12 protein-coding genes and 1 pseudogene are annotated in these 17,316 nt (G+C 69.7%); 8 read left to right on the top strand and 5 right to left on the bottom strand.

All coding sequences use genetic code 11. The annotated features are described in order from the left end of the window. Positions 1 to 2: 2 nt before the first annotated feature. Positions 3 to 941 (bottom strand): carbohydrate ABC transporter permease, encoded by a 939-nt coding sequence (locus tag ACWDX9_RS25995; protein WP_449958139.1) that lies wholly within the window; start codon positions 939 to 941, stop codon positions 3 to 5. Next, positions 928 to 2,211, bottom strand: a complete 1,284-nt coding sequence (locus ACWDX9_RS25990) for an ABC transporter substrate-binding protein (RefSeq protein WP_449958136.1) — start codon at positions 2,209 to 2,211, stop codon at positions 928 to 930. Before ACWDX9_RS25990 ends, ACWDX9_RS25995 begins: the two co-directional genes overlap by 14 nt. Before the next feature lie 294 nt (positions 2,212 to 2,505). On the opposite strand from ACWDX9_RS25990, the gene ACWDX9_RS25985 reads away from it, so the two are divergent. The 3 genes from ACWDX9_RS25985 to ACWDX9_RS25975 all read left to right on the top strand — a co-directional run bounded on the left by ACWDX9_RS25985 (position 2,506) and on the right by ACWDX9_RS25975 (position 8,905). Next, a complete protein-coding gene (locus tag ACWDX9_RS25985) occupies positions 2,506 to 4,695 on the top strand; it encodes a glycoside hydrolase family 9 protein (RefSeq protein ID WP_449958134.1) in 2,190 nt (729 codons plus the stop codon). Between the two features lie 28 nt (positions 4,696 to 4,723). Then, complete coding sequence (locus ACWDX9_RS25980) at positions 4,724 to 6,109, top strand: glycoside hydrolase family 6 protein (RefSeq protein ID WP_449958132.1); 1,386 nt, start codon at positions 4,724 to 4,726, stop codon at positions 6,107 to 6,109. Positions 6,110 to 6,277: 168 nt separating this feature from the next. Then, the gene (locus ACWDX9_RS25975; protein WP_449958129.1) at positions 6,278 to 8,905 is read left to right on the top strand and encodes an AfsR/SARP family transcriptional regulator; all 2,628 of its coding nucleotides are present in this window, start codon (positions 6,278 to 6,280) and stop codon (positions 8,903 to 8,905) included. A gap of 93 nt (positions 8,906 to 8,998) precedes the next feature. Here the strand turns inward: ACWDX9_RS25975 and ACWDX9_RS25970 are convergent, their stop codons facing one another. Further along, positions 8,999 to 10,126 (bottom strand): suppressor of fused domain protein, encoded by a 1,128-nt coding sequence (locus ACWDX9_RS25970; protein WP_449958126.1) that lies wholly within the window; start codon positions 10,124 to 10,126, stop codon positions 8,999 to 9,001. A 173-nt stretch (positions 10,127 to 10,299) separates the two neighbouring features. On the opposite strand from ACWDX9_RS25970, the gene ACWDX9_RS25965 reads away from it, so the two are divergent. Further along, positions 10,300 to 11,193: an alpha/beta fold hydrolase gene (locus tag ACWDX9_RS25965; protein WP_449958124.1), complete on the top strand. Its 894-nt coding sequence runs from the start codon at positions 10,300 to 10,302 to the stop codon at positions 11,191 to 11,193. Then, on the top strand, positions 11,190 to 11,843 hold the full coding sequence (locus tag ACWDX9_RS25960) for a TetR/AcrR family transcriptional regulator (RefSeq protein ID WP_449958121.1): 654 nt from the start codon (positions 11,190 to 11,192) through the stop codon (positions 11,841 to 11,843). Before ACWDX9_RS25965 ends, ACWDX9_RS25960 begins: the two co-directional genes overlap by 4 nt. A gap of 179 nt (positions 11,844 to 12,022) precedes the next feature. Here the strand turns inward: ACWDX9_RS25960 and ACWDX9_RS25955 are convergent, their stop codons facing one another. After that, positions 12,023 to 13,210 (bottom strand): cytochrome P450, encoded by a 1,188-nt coding sequence (locus ACWDX9_RS25955; protein WP_449958119.1) that lies wholly within the window; start codon positions 13,208 to 13,210, stop codon positions 12,023 to 12,025. Between the two features lie 74 nt (positions 13,211 to 13,284). Here ACWDX9_RS25955 and ACWDX9_RS25950 point away from each other — a divergent pair, with 74 nt between their 5' ends. Then, positions 13,285 to 13,893, top strand: a complete 609-nt coding sequence (locus ACWDX9_RS25950; RefSeq protein ID WP_449958116.1) for a TetR/AcrR family transcriptional regulator — start codon at positions 13,285 to 13,287, stop codon at positions 13,891 to 13,893. Between the two features lie 16 nt (positions 13,894 to 13,909). Here ACWDX9_RS25950 and ACWDX9_RS25945 read toward each other — a convergent pair whose 3' ends face one another. Then, positions 13,910 to 14,617, bottom strand: a complete 708-nt coding sequence (locus tag ACWDX9_RS25945; RefSeq protein WP_449958113.1) for a helix-turn-helix domain-containing protein — start codon at positions 14,615 to 14,617, stop codon at positions 13,910 to 13,912. 165 nt (positions 14,618 to 14,782) lie between these two features. On the opposite strand from ACWDX9_RS25945, the gene ACWDX9_RS25940 reads away from it, so the two are divergent. Further along, a complete protein-coding gene (locus ACWDX9_RS25940; RefSeq protein ID WP_449958110.1) occupies positions 14,783 to 15,604 on the top strand; it encodes an oxidoreductase in 822 nt (273 codons plus the stop codon). Positions 15,605 to 15,699: 95 nt separating this feature from the next. Further along, a pseudogene (locus ACWDX9_RS25935) lies at positions 15,700 to 16,977 on the top strand (MFS transporter); the annotation flags it as partial. Positions 16,978 to 17,316 lie beyond the last annotated feature (339 nt).

The raw sequence follows: 17,316 nt of genomic DNA, 5'->3' as shown, positions 1-17,316 counted from the left end.
GGCTACCTCGCTCTCCGCGTGACCAGGAAGTTGACCAGAGCGAAGACCACGATGAGCAGGAAGATCATCCAGGCGACCGCCGAGCCGTAGCCGTAGTCGAAGTCCTTGAAGGCCTTCTCGAACATGTACATGGCCACGGTCTGGAACTGCCGCAGGCTGCCCCCGGAGATGGCGTAGCCGCCCTGGCCGAAGATGAGCGGCTCGGTGAACAGCTGCATGCCGCCGATGGTCGAGATGATCACAGTGAACAGGATCGCCGGCCGGATCAGCGGCACCGTGATGCCCCAGAACTGCCTGACCTTGGAGGCGCCGTCGATGGCCGCCGCCTCGTACACGTCGCGCGGCACCGACTGCATCGCGGCCAGGAAGATCAGCGCGTTGTAGCCGGTCCATCGCCAGTCGACCATGACCGAGATCGCCAGCCAGGACGACCACTTGTCCGCCCGCCAGTCCACCGGGTCCACGCCCAGCAGGGCGAGCAGGCCGTTGGCCATGCCGGCGTCGCGGTCGAAGATCTGGCTGAAGACGATGCCCACCGCCGCCACCGAGGTGACGATCGGCGCGAGCACCCCCATCCGGAAGAACGTCAGCGCGCGCAGCCGCTGGTTGAGCAGGCTCGCCACGACCAGTGCCAGGAGCAACTGCGGGACCGTGGCCAGCACGAACATGCCGAGGGTGTTGACGACCGCGTTCCAGAAGTCGGGGTCGGCGAACAGATCCGCGTAGTTCGCCAGCCCGACGAACCCCGCGTTCCCCGCCAGGTCCCAGTCGTGCAGCGAGACCCACGCGGTGTACAGCAGCGGGAAGAGCCCGAAGACCCCGAAGATCACGAAGAACGGCGCCACGAAGAGGTAGGGCGAGCCCACCAGGTCGAGGCGGGACAGCAGCCCCGCCCGCGACCTCGCGTGCGCGGCGGATGGCACCTTGCTACTTCGCAGCACGCTTGGCGTCCTCGACGGCCTTGGTCCACGCCTCGTCCGGCTGCAGCTTGCCCTGCTCGACGGCCATCAGCGCGTTGCCGACGCGGTCACCGACCGGGTTGTTGTTCGGCCCCAGGTAGACCGGCTTGAGCGCCTTCGCGCTCGCTCCGAAGATCTTCCCGACGGGGGCGTTGTTGAAGTAGTCGTTGACGAAGCCCTGCACCGCCGGGTCGTCGATGGCCTGCGGTGACGAGGGGAAGTTGCTCTTGGCCTTGAACGCCGCGATCTGGCCCTTCGGGCTGGTGAGGAATTTCACCAGTTCGGCCGCTTCCTTCTGGTGCTTGCTCTGCGTCGGCACCGCCAGGAACGAGCCGCCACGAACGGCTCCGTCGCCGGGCACGCGCGCCACGTCCCACTTGCCGGCGTTCTCCGGCCCGGCCTGCTCCTTGATGACGCCGAGCATCCAGGACGGGCACGGGATGGTGGCGAAGGTGCCCTTCTTGAACCCGGCGTTCCACTGCGGGCTCCACTGCGCGAGATTCGCCGACAGCCCGCCCTGGATCATCTTGACCGTCTGGTCCCAGGCCGCCTTCACCCCGGGATTGGTGTCGATCACCAGGTTGTTGGAGGTGTCGTAGTAGGTGTGGTCGCCCTGCTGCATCAGGATGTTCTGATAGATGCCGCCGGCCGAGTCGAAGAAGTGCGCGCCCGTCTTGGCCTGAGCGAATTTCTGACCGGTGGCGAGGTAGGCGTCCCAGGTCGGCCAGAGCTCGCCGACCTTCTCGCGGTCGGTGGACAGCCCGGCCTTGGCGAACAGGTCCGTCCGGTAACACATCCCCTGCGCGCCGACGTCGGTGCCGAGCCCGACGAGTTCGGAACCGTCGTTCGTGAGCGCCTGCTTCCACTTCCATTCCAGGAAGTCGGCCTTCAACGACCCGGCTCCGTGGTCGAGAAGGTTCACGAACTGCTCGGGCTTGGCCATGAACTGGATGAGGATGCCCTCCTCCAGCGCGACCACGTCTCCGGCTCCGCTGCCCGAGGCCATCCACTGCTGCAGCTTGGGCAGGTAGTCGCCCAGTTGGGCGATGTTCTCCTGCTTGATCGTTATTCCGGGATGAGCGGCCTCGTACTGCTTGTAGAGCTCCTCGTAGCCGAACTCACTGAAGGTCTTGACCACCAGGGTGATCTTTCCCGGGGTCGCGGTGTCCGGCGTCTGTGCGCCGGTGCCGCACGCCGCGAGCAGGCCGGTGAGGGTGGCGGCGAGCAGCGGCCGCGCCAGCCTTGTCGTCATGTCATATCTCCCTGCTTCCGGGAGCGGTTCCAGTGGGGACTGATCCGCTTGATACACTCGACTACCTGCGTTGACGCCGCGGATTGTGCCGGTGTTCCTGTGCGAAATCCGTGCATTATTGGGAGCGCTCCCAGCCGATGTTAGGGGATTGCCGCACGGCTGAGAAGAGGGCGGGGAGAACAAGGATCAATCTCCGCGAAACGGTTGACAGCTTGTTACGCCGTGGCGGAAGATCCGGCACTGACGCCGCGGTGTGCCGGGGACGATCTGTCCAGCGACCTGAAAGGTCCCGGTATGTCCGCCATACTCAGGCTGTCCGCAGCCTGTGTCCTCCTCCTCGCCGGCCTCGCGACCCCCGCGCACGCCGACTCCTACGAACGGTTACTCAACGGCGCCTTCGACGGCGGCAAAGACCCTTGGTGGAGCGGCCAGAACACCCCGTCACGCATCGAGTCGGGCCGGCTGTGCGCCGACGTCCCCGCCGGTACGACGAACCCGTGGGACTCCATGATCGGCCAGAACGACGTCCCGTTGGAGGACGGCCAGCCGTACACGCTCCGCTTCACCGCCTCCGCCAGCCGGGACGTCACCATCCGCACCACGGTCCAGCTCGCCGGCCCGCCGCACACCACGCCTCTGGACCGGCGGCCCGAGCTGACGGCCACGCCGCGGACGTTCGAGTACACCGCGACGTCGAACGTCTCGGACGCGCACGGACAGGTGACCTTCCAGATGGGCGGCGCGACGGAGCCGTACACGCTCTGCCTGGACGAGATCTCCCTGGTCGGCGGGGTGCTCCCGCCCGGCGGCGTCCGGGACCTGGGCTCGCCGGTGCGGGTCAACCAGCACGGCTACGCGCTCTCGGGCCCCAAGCGCGCCACGATCGTCAACCCCGGGACGGAGCCGCTGGACTGGCGCCTGCTCGACCCGGGCGGCGCCGCCGTGGCCCAGGGCCGCACCCGGGTGCACGGCGCCGACGCGATGTCCGGCGACCAGGTCCACGTGGCCGACTTCTCGTCGGTCCGCAAGGCGGGCACCGGCTACACGCTCGCGGTCGGCGACCAGGTCAGCCTGCCGTTCGAGATCGGCGACGACGTGTACGACGGGCTGCGCAGGGACGCGCTGGCGTACTTCTACCACAACCGCAGCGGCATCCCGATCGAGGCCGCATACGCCGGCGACGCCTACGCCAGGCCGGCCGGGCACCTCGGCGTCGCACCGAACCAGGGGGACATCCGCGTCGCGTGCCTGCCCGGCGCCTGCGACCACACGCTGGACGTGCGCGGAGGCTGGTACGACGCGGGAGACCACGGCAAATACGTCGTGAACGGCGCTCTGGCCGCCTGGCAGCTCATGGATCTCTTCGAGCGCTCGCGCGGGCAGGGCGACCGGGAGGGGATGCGCGACGGCCTGCTGCGCATCCCCGAGGCCGGCAACGGCGTCCCGGACGTGCTCGACGAGGCCCGCTGGGAGATGGAGTTCCTGCTCCGCATGCAGGTGCCCGGCAGCGGCCTGGTCCACCACAAGGTGCACGACGCCGCGTGGACCGGGCACCCGACGATCCCGCATCTGGACGCACAGCCGCGCTACCTCTATCCGCCCTCCACCGCCGCGACGCTCAACCTCGCCGCCGCCGGCGCCCAGTGTGCCCGGATCTGGAAGGCATGGGACCGCGCGTTCGCCCGGCGTTGCCTTGAGGCCGCCGAGACCGCCTGGCGTGCGGCCCGCGCGCATCCCGACCTCTTCGCACCTCCGGGAGGCGAGGGCGGGGGCGCCTACGACGACACCGACGTCTCCGACGAGTTCTCGTGGGCCGCCGCCGAGCTGTACGCGACCACCGGCAAGCGCTCCTACCTGCCCTTCGTCACCACGAAACTGACCGCGGACGGGTTCTCCTGGCAGTCGACCGGCGCGCTGGCCGACCTGACCGTCGCCCGGCTGCCCGGCCGCTTCCCATCCGCCACGTTCGCCGCCGCGCGCAAGCGGGTGCTGTCCGTGGCCGACGGCCACGTGCGCGACATGAACGCCCAGGGGTACGCCAACCCCTACCTTCCGGCCGACGGCACGTACGTCTGGGGCTCGACCAGCGCCACGACCAACAGCGCAGTGATCATGGCGACGGCCTACGACCTCACCCACGACCGCCGTTACCGCCAAGCGGTCCTGGAGTCGATGGACTACCTGCTCGGGCGCAACGCGCTCAACCAGTCCTACGTCACCGGGTACGGCGAGCGGGCCAGCCACAACCAGCACCACCGATTCTGGGCCCACCAGATCGACCCGAGCCTGCCCAACCCCGCCCCCGGCTCCCTGGCCGGAGGCCCCAATTCCGGTCTCCAGGACCCGGTCGCCCAGCGCAACCTCGCCGGCTGCGCACCGGCCAAGTGCTACATCGACGACATCGGCTCCTGGTCCACCAACGAGGTGGCGATCAACTGGAACTCATCCCTCGCCTGGATCGCCGCCTTCGCCGACTCCCTGTGACAGGGGATCCCAGAAAGGAAAGCAGTACATGCGAGTATTAACCCGGTTGGCGGCCATCACGGCCGCAACGGTGACCGCCCTGTCGGTGGCCGTCGCGACGCCCGCCACAGCCGCGACCGAGCTGGTGGTCAACGGCACCTTCAGCTCCGGCACCGCGCCGTGGTGGAACTCCGCCAACACCTCCATGGCGGTGGACACGGGGCGGCTGCGCGTCAACGTGACCGGTGGCACGGCCAACCCGTGGGATGCCATGGTGGCCCAGAACAACATCGCCCTGACCAGCGGCAAGACCTACACGCTGTCCTTCGACGCCACCGCCTCCGCCTCGGTCGGCGCGGTCACCACCGTGCAACTGGCCGACAGCCCGTACACCAACACCCTGACGCAGCCGATCGCGCTCACCACGACGAGCAAGCGCTTCAGCTTCCCCTTCACCTCCAGCCTGAGCACGGCGGCCGGACAGGTGTCGTTCCAGCTCGGCAAGAACGCCGCCCACACCGTCTACCTCGACAACGTCTCCCTCACCGAGACGACGTCGGGGTCCGGTCCGATCAGCATGACGAGCGGCTTCTACGTCGACCCCAACTCCAACCCCGCGGTCTGGGTGAGGAACAACTCCGGCGATTCCCGGGCGGCCCGGATCCAGTCCTCGATCGGCTCGAAGCCGATGGCGCGGTGGTTCGGCAACTGGAGCGGTGACATCGCCGCCGCCGTCTCCGGCTTCGTGGGCGCGGCCGACAGCGCCGACAAACTGCCGGTCCTGGTCGCGTACAACATCCCCGGCCGCGACGCGTGCGGCGGTCACTCCGGCGGCGGCGCCGGCACCGAAGCCGCGTACAAGACGTGGATCTCCGCGTTCGCCTCCGGCATCGGCAACCGCCCCGCGGTCGTCGTCATCGAGCCCGACTCGCTGGGCGACTTCGACTGCATGAGCGAGACGGCCCGGCAGGAACGCATCCGCATGCTGACCTACGCCACCGAGCAGTTCCGCGACAAGGCCGCCAACACCTGGGCCTACCTCGACGCCGGCAACGCCGGCTGGACGGCACCGGCGACCATGGCCTCCCGGCTGCAGAGCGTGGGCGTCGCCAACGTCCGCGGCTTCTCGGTCAACGTCTCCAACTACTACACCACCGGCCAGTCGACCACCTACGCCAACGCGATCAACTCCGCGCTCGGCGGCACCGCCAAATTCGTGATCGACACCAGCCGCAACGGCAACGGCTCCAACGGCGAATGGTGCAACCCGTCGGGCCGCAAACTCGGCACCACCGCACAGGTCGGCGGCGGCGCCGAGATGCTGCTCTGGGTCAAGGTCCCCGGCGACTCGGACGGCAACTGCGGCATCGCGCCGAACGTGCCCGCCGGAACGTTCAGCCCGGACATCGCCATCCGCCTGATCGACGGAATCTGACCAATCCGCCATTCCCATCCGGGGTGGGCCGGGGTTTCCCGGCCCACCCGCCGACGGCTCGTCCGGGAGCGCCGAGTTTCCTGCGCAACCACGCTTTCTTGACACCGAACAGACATCCACCCGCTCTTCGCGTAAAACTGCCGCTGGAGAGGAATCACCTAGGTGGACATGACGATCAAGGTTCTGGGGCCGGTACAGATGTGCGGGGCCGACGGGCGGCCGGTCCATCTCAACGGCAAGCAGCGGGCGGTGCTTGCCGCTCTGGTCATCAACGCCAACACCCGGGTGTCCAAGGAACGGCTGGTGAAGGCGTTGTGGGACACCCCTCCCGCCTCGGCCGTCCATAACCTGCATACCTACATCGCCCAGTTACGAAGAGTGGCGCCATTCGGCTCGAGACTGCTCACCAAGGAGCATGGATACCTCCTCGAGGCGGACGTCGCGGAAGTGGATTTCCTGCAGTTCGAGGAGGCGATAGGCGCGGCCCGCGGCCATGCCGCGCAGGAAGAGTTGCACGCCGCGGACCGGCAGTTTCACAAAGCTCTCGCATTGTGGCGGGGGAGGCCCGCGGAAGATACCTGGCTCGCCGGTTTCCTGGCCGCTCAGATCACCGGACTGGAGGAGCGACTTGCCATCGCGAGACTCGACTGGGCCGAGACGAAACTCGCCCTCGGCCGCCCCAAGGAAGTGATCGAGGACCTGCGTCCATTTGTCGCCGAGCAGCCGATGAACGAGCACGCCTGGTGGCTGCTCATGCTGGGATACGCACGAGCGGGGCAACGCGACAAAGCCCTTGAATCCTTTCGGCGCGCCCGATCGGTGCTCGTCGACGAGCTCGGTGTGGAGCCGGGTGAAGAACTCCAGCAGCTCCACGTCGCGGTCCTGGCAGGCACCGAACCTACGGCCAGGCGCGCGTCGCCGATGGGCCAAGCTCCCCCGGAGCCGAACTCTTCGGGCGACGCCGAAGAAGCCGATCCGCTCACGTTCGACCAGGAAGCGCGGCTCGCCCGGTTCGCGGCCGAGAAGGGCGGGCCGGAGTCCGCCGCCGAGCCCTTGGAGGGGGCGCGGGGCCGCGGCACACAGGACCGGCTCGACCGCGCCGAGACGAAGCTTGGTCCCGGCCACGCCCGAGAGGTCATCGGCGACCAGCTGTGGGAGGAGCGGGCCGGGGACCTGCTGATGCTCGCCTTGGCGCAGGAAGAGCAGCGGGCGCGGGGCGTGCCGGCGGAGGAGCCGGGCCGGGATCCGCGGCGGCGGCGGGTCGCGGTCGTGGGCGGCGAGCCTGACCGCGCGCCGTTCGAAGGAGGTGTCTGCCAATTGCCGGCGGACATCGCCGATTTCGTCGGCCGGCAGGACGAGCTGGCGGCGGCGGTCGAGGCACTGTGCCCCGGCGGCGATCAAACGCCCCTGCCGCTGTGCGTGGTTTCGGGTCAGGGCGGCATCGGCAAGTCCACCCTCGCCGTACATGCCGCGCATCAGGTCCGCCCGGACTTCCCCGACGGGCAGCTCTACGTCAACCTGCGCGGCGGCGACGCCCGTCCCGTCGATCCGGAGGAGGCGCTGGGCCGGTTCCTGCGCGCGCTCGGAGTGGACGGCACCGCCATCCCCGCGGGCCTGGACCAGCGGGCCGAGCTGTACCGCAGTATCCTCGCCAAAGGCCGCTACCTGGTCGTGCTCGACGACGCCGCCGAAGAGAGCCAGATCCAGCCGCTGCTGCCGGGCACGCCCGAATGCGCGGTACTGGTCACCGCCCGGCGCCGGCTGACCGCCCTGCCCGCGGCACGGCTGATCGACCTGCCGCTGATGCCGCCCGGCGACTCGCTCGACCTGCTGCGCGGCCTGATCGGCGCCGAGCGCGCAGCCGGGGCGCCCGCGGACGCCGACCTGCTCGTCCAATGGTGTGGCGGGCTGCCCCTGGCGGTGCGCATCGCCGGCATCCGGCTCGCCGCCCGCCCGCACTGGGCCCTGGCCCAGCTCGTCACGCGGCTGAGCGACAGCCGCGACCGGCTGAGCCAGCTCTCGCACGGCTCCCAGACGGTACGCGCCAGCCTGGCGGTCGGCTATCACAGGCTGACCGCCCCGGCGCGGCGGCTGTTCCGCCTGCTCGGCACGCTGGAGGCGCCGGACTTCGCGGCCTGGGTGGCCGCCGCCCTGCTCGACCTGCCCGACGCCGAGGCCGAGGACCTCCTCGAGGAGCTCGTGGACGTACGCCTGCTCGACGCCCGGCGCGACCCCTCCGGCCGGACCCGGTTCCGCTTCCACGACCTGACTCGCGTCTACGCCCGCGAGTGCGCCGAAGCCGACGAGCGCGAACACGAGCGCGACGCCGCCCTGCGCCGCGCGCTGAGCGCCTGGCTCACCCTGACCCGGCAAGCGCACATCCGGCTGTGCGGCGGCGACCACCGCCTGCCGCACGGCCGCGGCCCGCTCGGGTCACCGGAGGCGACGGCCGCCGACCGCCAAGTCCGCCGCGACCCGCTCGACTGGGTGGACGCCGAGCGCGCCGGCATCGTCGCCGCCGTACGACAGAGCGCCGCCCTGGGCGTCGGCCCGCTGTGCTGGGAGCTGGCCTCCACCGCCATGCACCTGTTCGAGACCCGCGGCCTCTACGACGAATGGCACACCACGCACGAGATCGCGTTACGCTGCGCGCGGGCGACGGGCGACGTCCGCGGACAGGTGGCCGAGGGCCTGTCGCGGGCCGGCGACCCGGGCACCGAGGTCACCGTCTTGCGCTGGGGCCGGCCGGATCCACTTCTCGGAGGGCCGCTTGGGGACTCCGGCGGTTCCTTCTGACAGCCGCTGCCCTGGGTGTGGTCGGCGACCTTCTGCTCAAGGGGGATGTCCCTCCGGTGCTGTCCCGGGCCTTCGGTGGCCTGAGGTTGACCCTCACCGGGTGACGTCGGTGAGCGGGACACCGTTCGCCCCGATGAGGCGGGCGAGCAACGCGTCGTTGCTGGTGGCCTTGGCCTCGGCGAGTTCCTCTCGGGTGACGCCCACGGCGGTGATGAACGCGACCTGGCCGTCAGGGGCATCGATCACGCCCAGGTGCGGGTCGGTGACGAAGACCAGCGCGTTGAGTCTGCTGGTCTCGGGGCCGAGCTGCCCGCCGACCCCCATCCGGTGCCCATCGGCGAACGGGTAGCCCTCGCCGAACACGTACGTGCCGAGATTCTGCAGCGTCGCCAGTGCCCAGCCAGGCGGCAGTTCGTCGCCTTCGTCGCGCGGGACGCGCATCGTCAGCTCGAAACCGAGGCCGCTGGCACCCGGTTCGGGGTCGACGCCGAGCAGACCGTCCAGGTCGCTGAAACCCCACGTGACGAGCAGCCAGTAGCCGTCCGCGCGGTGCGCGCTCAGCTCTTGGACACCCTCACCCACCGGGATGTTGGTCGCCCAGCGCAGCGGCTCGTCATCGGGGAGGTGCGCCTCCAGTGCGGTGACGATCGCCTGTCGGCTGCCCTTACGCCATCGGGGGACGCCGCCGTGAAGGTAGGCATCCAGCAGCCCGCCCCAGAACGTGTCCGGCGCGAGAGCGCGCTCGTCATACGTCCTCAGGTCGGCGATGAGCTTCTCGAGGTACGGGCGCGACTCCTCGAGGTCCGCCCCGCCCATTTCCTGCGCGCACAGCCCGATCCGGTACAGGAACTCCACGAACGCGCCGAGCGAGGTGTTGATGGTCTCGGGCTCGGGGGTGGGCACGCCGTCCTCCAGCGCGAGCAGGTAGACGTTGCTGCTCTCCAGCTCCACGGCGTAGCGGATCCGGTCGTCGGTACGGCCCTTACCGAGGATCATGAAACGTGCGGGTCGGTTCGGCGTCTCGGCATCGAAGACCGTGAAGGCATCGAACGGACCGTTCACGTGCATCGTGAAGAGAATGTCGGCGGTGACCGGCAGGCCGACCTCGCACAGCAGCTCGACGTCCTCCGGCCGGAAGCCGCGCTCCTCGACCTGGTCGCGGTCGAGCGTGACGATGCCGTCCGTGCCGAAGACCCGGACGAGTTCGGAGTGCGTGACCACTGGTGGCCTCTTTCACAGGGGGTGGGAGACCATCAAGATCGTAGTGCTGCGGTGCCCCACTCGCCTTGATTCCCTGGAACGCGACGTCAGCCCTCCGCGGCGGTGCTCCCGTCTACGATGTAGACAAACGCTACAGTGTAGACGCGTGCTTGGCGCCATCAGGAAGGAGAGCCATGACGAGCGACACGGTTGAGGTGCCCGGGGCTCGGCTACACGTCGAACTTGCCGGTGACGGGCCCCCGCTGCTGCTGATCTCCGGCGGCGGAGGCGACGCCGGGATGTATGCGGACGTGGTCCCGCTGCTGGCGCGGACGTACACCGTGATCACCTACGATCGGCGCGGCAATTCACGCAGCCCGTTCACCCACCCCGACGCCTCGATCACGCCTGCCACGCAGGCGGACGACGCGGTCGCCGTCCTCGACCACCACGGCCTCGAACGCGCCTACGTCTTCGGCAACAGCGGGGGCGCGATCATCGCCCTGGAGACGGTGATCAGGCATCCCGGCCGCCTGCTGGGCGCCGTCGTACACGAGGCGCCGCTGGTCCAGCTCCTCCCGGCCGACTCCGCCGAACGGCGGGAAATCGAACACATCGGCCGCCTCGGCCAGGACGGGCACCTGATGCGGGCCTTCGCGGCCTTCGGCGCGATGACGCTGCCCGACCCCCCGCGCATCTTCCTGTCGCCCACCGGCCAGACCGTCATCGCCGCCGGCACCCAGCTCATGATCACCGCCGGCGACCTGGCGCGGAGGCTCACCCGGCGCGAGCCGGATGCGATGACCCGCCAACTCCACAACGCGGAGCTCATGCTACGCCGCGAGCTACCCGCCTTCTGTTTCGACTACCGGCCCGACCTGTCCGCGCTGGCCGCCACCACCGCGCCGTGGTGCCTGGCCACCGGGCGCGACAGCGTCGGCAAGCCCTACTACACGCCCGCGCACGTGTTGTCCGAGCGCCTTGGCATACCCTGCCAGGAGTTCCCCGGCGGCCACGTCCCGTACATGCAGCACCCGGAGGAATTCACCAAGACACTCACCACGATCCTGGAGGGCTTCGCAGCATGACGGCCGATCCCGGACCGCCGGGCACGCTGCCGGAGCCGCCCACCCGGCCCACTCTCACCCGCGAATACCTCGCCGTCGCCGCTCTCGCCCTCATCGACGCCCACGGCCTGCGCAAGTTCTCCATGCGCAAGCTCGGCACCGCGGTCGGCTTCGACCCGATGGCCGTCTACCGCTACTACGACGACCAGGAGGCGCTCTTCGACGGCGTCGCCGAGGTGCTGTTCACCGAGATCGACGTCGACACCCTGCCCTGGGACGGCCCCTGGCAGGACCTGGCGCGCGAATACTGCCTGCGGCTGCGCGACACCCTCCTGCGCCACCCCCACGCCGTGCAGGTGTTCGCGACCCGGCCGGTGCGCTCGCCCGCCTCCATCGACACCGGCGTCAAGATGCTCACCAAACTCCATGCCGACGGCATCCCTCCGGCGCACGCCCTGCGCATAGCCCGCTGCCTGCGCGAGTTCACCGTCGGCCATGCTCTGGCCATCGCCGTGACCCGGCTCGGCGCGGAGCGGCGCAGCCGCAAACCGCGGCCCGGCAGTCCCGGCTACAACGTGCTCGCCGAAGCCGCCGACGCCACCACCCTCGACGACCACTTCGAGATGGGGGTCACCGCGATGCTGCGCGGCTTCCAGCACTCCGCCGACTGACCAGGCGCCACCAGACGTTTCCGGACGGGGGACCTCATGACGTTCCTCTACGACGGCCGGCGGTCGAAGATCCACGGCGTAGGTCGGTACGCTTCGCCTTTCGTGCCACGGGCGGCCAGACTGCCGGCCTGCCGTGCTGGCGTGGCAGCCGTCGGCGACCTCATTGCTCCTGGGCGCCGCTACCAGGTGACCGGCAGGGCGGTCACGCCGTACATGGCGGCCCGAGGCCGTAGCGGCACCTCCTTCGCGGGTACGGCCAGCCGCAGCCCGGGGAAGCGCCGCAGCAGCGCCGGATAGGCCAGCCGCATCTCCAGCCGGGCCAGCTGCTGGCCCAGGCACTGGTGGATGCCGTGACTGAAGCCCAGTTGCTGGGTGGCCTGGCGGGTGACGTCGAAGTGGTCGGGGGCGGGGAAGCGGGTCGCGTCGCGGTTGACGGCCGGGAGGGAGATCGTCACGGTTTCCCCGGCTTTGATCGTCCGCCCGGCGAGGGGCACGTCGGCCCTGGCGACCCGGATCGGGCCGATGTGCGTGATGCTGAGGTAGCGCATCAGTTCCTCGACCGCGGTCTCGGCGACGGCGGGATCCGTGCGTACGAGGTCGGCCTGCTCGGGGCGGCACAGCAGCAGGAACGTGCCCAGGCTCAGCATGGTCGCGGTGGTCTCGTGCCCGGCGGTCAGCAGCAGCGTGGCCACGCCGGTGAGCTCCTCGTGGTTGAGCTCGCCACCGGTGACCAGCTCGCTGAGCAGGTCCTCGCCGGGCTCGGCCCGCTTGCGCCCGACCAGCTCGGACAGGTAGCCCATCAGCTCGGCGCTCGCGGCGCCCCGCTGTTCGATGGGATTGTCGAGGTTCACCGCCTGCGCGGTGGTGTCCTGGAAGCGTGAACGCTCGCCGTACGGCACGCCGAGCAGCTCGCAGATCACCAGCGACGGGATCGGCAGTGCGAACGTCTTGACCAGGTCCGCGGGAGCGCCGGAGCGGGCCATCTCGTCGAGCTGGCCGTCGATGATCTCCTGGATCCTGGGCTCCAGCCTTCGCATCTTCCGCATGCTGAAGTGCCCGGTCAGCAGCTTGCGGTAGCGGGAGTGCTCGGGGTCGTCCATCGCGATGAAGAAGCCTGGCGGGATCACCAGATCCGTCAGCCCCTCGGGCGGCGCCAGCTCCTTGATCGGCGGGGCGGCGCCTTGCTGGGTGTTGCTGAAGCGCGGGTCGTCGAGCACCGCGCGTGCCTCGGCGTAGCCGGTGACCAGCCAGCCGAGCCGCCCGTCGGCGTAGGTCATCGGGTGCAGCGGTCCGTGGAGCTCTTTCAGCAGAGCAGGCGGCTCGAACGGGTCCTCCCGTTCGACCGGCAGACTCTTGAGGATTTCCATGTTTGCCAGAAAAGCGCATAGATTGCGAAATTGCAAGCTATGCATAAACGCAGGGCATGCTGTAAGGTGGCGCTGTGGAAGGTCATCGCGAACGCAAGAAGGCCCGCACTCGCCGTGCGCTGCTGGAGGCCGCGGTGCGGCTGTTCAGTGAACGGGGCTATGAGCAGACCACAGTCGCCGAGATCGCCGCGGCGGCCGACGTGGCACCCCGGACCTTCTTCGCGTACTTCGCGAGCAAGGAGGAAGTGCTCTTCCTGAACGCCGAGGATCGCGGGCAGATCATGCTCGAGGTGATCGCCGGGCGGAAACCGGGGGAGCCCTTGGGGGATCTGCTGATCCGGATGTTCGAGGCGCTGGTGCGCAGCCTGGCCGAGGGTGACGAGTTGGACTTCGCGCTGTCGCCGCTGCGGACCCGGCTGGTGTTCACCGAGCCCGCGCTGCGGGCACGCGGGCTGACGCTCATCCTCGAGGAGCAGCCCGTGCTGGCCGGGGCCCTGTGCGAGGTCTACCCCGAGCTGGATCCCGTGTCGGCAGGCGCGGCGGTCGGCAGCTTCATGGGCGCGCTGGCCGTGGCGGGGATCGTCGCCCAGCAGCAGGGCGGCTCCAACGAGGACGTCCTGGCCGCCGGCCGGCGAGGGATCGAGATCGCGGTCAACGGGCTGTCGAGCCTCGACGTTTCCTGACGCGACCGCCGGAGGTTCACCGCTGGCGTTGCATGGACAGGGCCTGCCGCCAGTGCTCGGCCGCCTGGCCCATGTCGTGGCCGAGGAGCTCGAAGAACTGGGTGGTGGTACGGAGCCGGTCGCCGGTGGGCGTGTCGGCGCCGAAGATCCCGACGCCGTGCCGCGTGGTGTCGGCCCAGATCGCTATCGACCTGGCACTGGCCGCCCACGTGTGATACCAGACGTCCACGTCCACGAAGTACCGCACCCGGCGCGCCTCCCGCTCCCGGGCGACCATCTGCCGCTGCTCCAGCCACTTGATGGCATTGGAGATCGTCGCCGGACTGACATGGAGTTGCTGGGCGAGTTCCGTGGCGGTCAGGCTGCCGCCCTCGCTGAGGAACAGCGCGGCGAACACCTTGGCGGTCATGGGCGCCATCCCGCCCTCGATCATCATGGCGACGAACTGCTCTTCGAACTCCCGGGCGGTGCGGACGTCGCGGTTGTCCGTGGTGTGCGGAACGCCGGCCTGGGGAGCGCGCTTGCGGCGGCGGGCGCGCCAGTTCGTCGCATGCTGGGCGCGCGCCGCCCGGTAGCCGTGCGGGCCACCGTTCCTGGCGATCTCGCGGGTGACGGTGGACCTGGACCGTCCCAGCCGGCGGGCGATCTCCGCGTAGGTCAGGCCGGCCGCCAGGCCTTCGGCGATGCGGCGACGATCCTCGGCGGTCAGCCGGTCTCCTGGCATGCCATCCTCCCCGGTCGAGCCCTCGATGCTGCAAGACAGTTGCACTCAGCTACAAGGTCATTGCACCAATACACGCAATCTGACCTGGGCAAATGAATTTCTCAAGTTGTCTCATCCCAGAACACGACCCTAGCGTTTTGCCCAGACCGAAGAGGAGGTTTCACCATGAAAAAGGTCGTACTCATCACCGGCGCCTCCGCCGGCATCGGCAAGGCCACCGCACTCGAGCTCATCCGCGCCGGCCACCTCGTCTACGGCGCCGCGCGGCGCGTACACAAGATGGACGACATCCGCGACGCCGGCGGACACGCCCTGGCGCTGGACGCACGCCGGCCGGAGGACCTGGAACACGCCATCGGCACCATCGTCGCCGAACAGGGCCGCATCGACGTCCTGATCAACAATGCCGGCACCGTCCTGCACGGCGCGGCCGAGGACATCCCCATCGACCTGGCACGCGACCAGTTCGAGGTCAACGTCTTCGCCCCGGCCCGGCTGACCCAGCTCGCCCTGCCGTACATGCGCGAGCAGGGGTCCGGCACGATCGTCAACGTCTCCTCCATCGGCGGCGAGATCGCGCTGCCGCTCGGCTGCTGGTACTACGCGACCAAGCACGCGCTGGAGGCCTACTCCGACAGCCTGCGCATGGAGGTGGAGCCGTTCGGCATCGACGTCGTGATCATCCAGCCCGGCATCATCAAGACCGAGTTCGAGGACCACACGGCACAAGACCTCCGTGAGATCTCCGGCACGACCGCGTACGGGGAGATGGCCCAAGCCATGGCCGAACGCGCCGAGGCACAGCTCGGCGAGAACACCCCGGCCAGCGACCCAGGTGTCGTCGCCACCGCCGTCCGGCAGGCCATCGAAGCCGGCAAGCCCGAGACGCGCTACGCGGTCGGCTACATGGCCGAAAGGCTCCTGGAGCTCAACAGGACGTTGCCAGACCGCGAATTTGACAAGCTCCTCACGAACGTCGCGAAGTAGCCCGGCCACGATGTCGCACCAACCCCACTCACGCAGATGGTGGGCGCTCATCGCGCTCGTGCTCACGTCGCCGGCCGTGGGCTTCCAAGAGGACGCTCCTGGTCGCGCTGGTCATCTTCGGGGTCAGCTCCCTGGTCGCCGCCTACGCCCCCTCGACCGGGAGCTTCATCGCGGCGCGTGCCGCGCTGGGCCTGGGAGCGGCGCTCCTCATGTCCACGATGCCGGCGCTGATCCCGACGATGTTCACCGCGGAGGAGCGGCCGAAGGCGATCGGAACGCTGGCGGGCGCCTCGATGCTGGCCTTTCCCATCGGCCCGCTCCTGGGCGGCTGGCTGCTGAACCACTTCTGGTGGGGCTCGGTCTTCCTGATCAACATCCCCGTGGTCGTCCTGGCGTTCCTCGCGGTCGCCGCCTGGCTGCCCGAATCGCAGCGGGAGCGCGGCAGGCGGATCGACGTGGGCGGCGTGGTGCTGTCGAGCGCGGCGGTTACGGCGTTGACCTACGGCCTCATCGAGATCGGTGAGCGAGGCTGGACGGACGCGGCCGTGTTCGGACCGATCCTCGGCGGGACGGCCGCGCTGGCGCTGTTCGTGCTCTGGGAGCGACGGGTCCGCGAACCGCTGGTGGACCTGTCGCTGTTCGCCAACGCGCGCTTCACCGTCGGCACCGCGCTGGCCACGCTCGCCCACTTCACCATGTTCGGCGTCCTGTTCGCGCTCCCGCAGTACTTCCAGGCGAACCTCGGCACGGACGCGATGGGCAGCAGCCTGCGGCTGTCGCCGCTCATCGCCGGGATGCTCATCGCGATGCCGGCGGCAGCCAGGCTGAGCAGGACGATCGGCCCCAAGCTCGCGGCCGGCCTGGGGTTCGCCCTGCTCACCGCGGGCCTGTTCTGGGGTGCCACCACCGATGCGGGCAGCGGCACCGGGTCGGCGGCCGCGTGGACGGCCCTGTACGGCCTCGGGCTCGGCTGCGTCCTGCCCACGGTCATGGACGCGGCGCTGGGCGCCCTGTCACCCGGCAACGCCGGCGTCGGCGCCGCGGTCAACCAGTCCATCCGCACCCTCGGCGGCAGCTTCGGCGCGGCGGTCCTCGGCTCGATCCTCACGTCTGCCTACCGCGCGGAGGTGCCGCAGCAAGCACGCGAGAGCGTCTTCGCCGGGCTGGCCGCCGCACGATCCGCCGGCTCCGCGACCCTGGCGGACACGGTCAGCTCCGCCTTCGTCCATGGCCTGGACATCGTCCTGGCCGCCGGCGGTGGACTCGGCCTCCTCGGCGTCCTCCTCGCCCTGGCCTGGCTGCCCGGTACGTCTGAGCGTCCCCGGGCGGGCGCACCCCGGCACGCACAGCAGGTCCACGTACCCCGTCGTTGAGTGAGTGCTTGACCGGTGGGAGTGGGGTGGACCCTCTCGAAGTTCCTCCGGCCTCGCCCTGAACGAACGCGAGAGGCCCGCCGGATGTCAGCGGCGGCGTCAGGACGGCGACAGCCCCATATCAGAGCGGTCGGCGATCGTAGGGGCATCGAAAGAACACCGCACAAGGAGCACACGATGCAGAAGTTCGACACCCCCGCCCCGATCGCCGCCGTCCTGAACATCCCCGCGGGACGCGTCCAGTTCATCGCCGCCGACCAGGCCGACACCACGGTCGAGGTCCAGCCCACGAACCCCTCCAAGAGCCGCGACGTGAAGGCGGCCGAGCAGACCACGGTC

The organism is Nonomuraea sp. NPDC003201, assembly GCF_053590415.1.
Note: the sequence above shows the minus strand (reverse complement) of the source record. Positions and strands in the feature narration are given on the sequence as shown.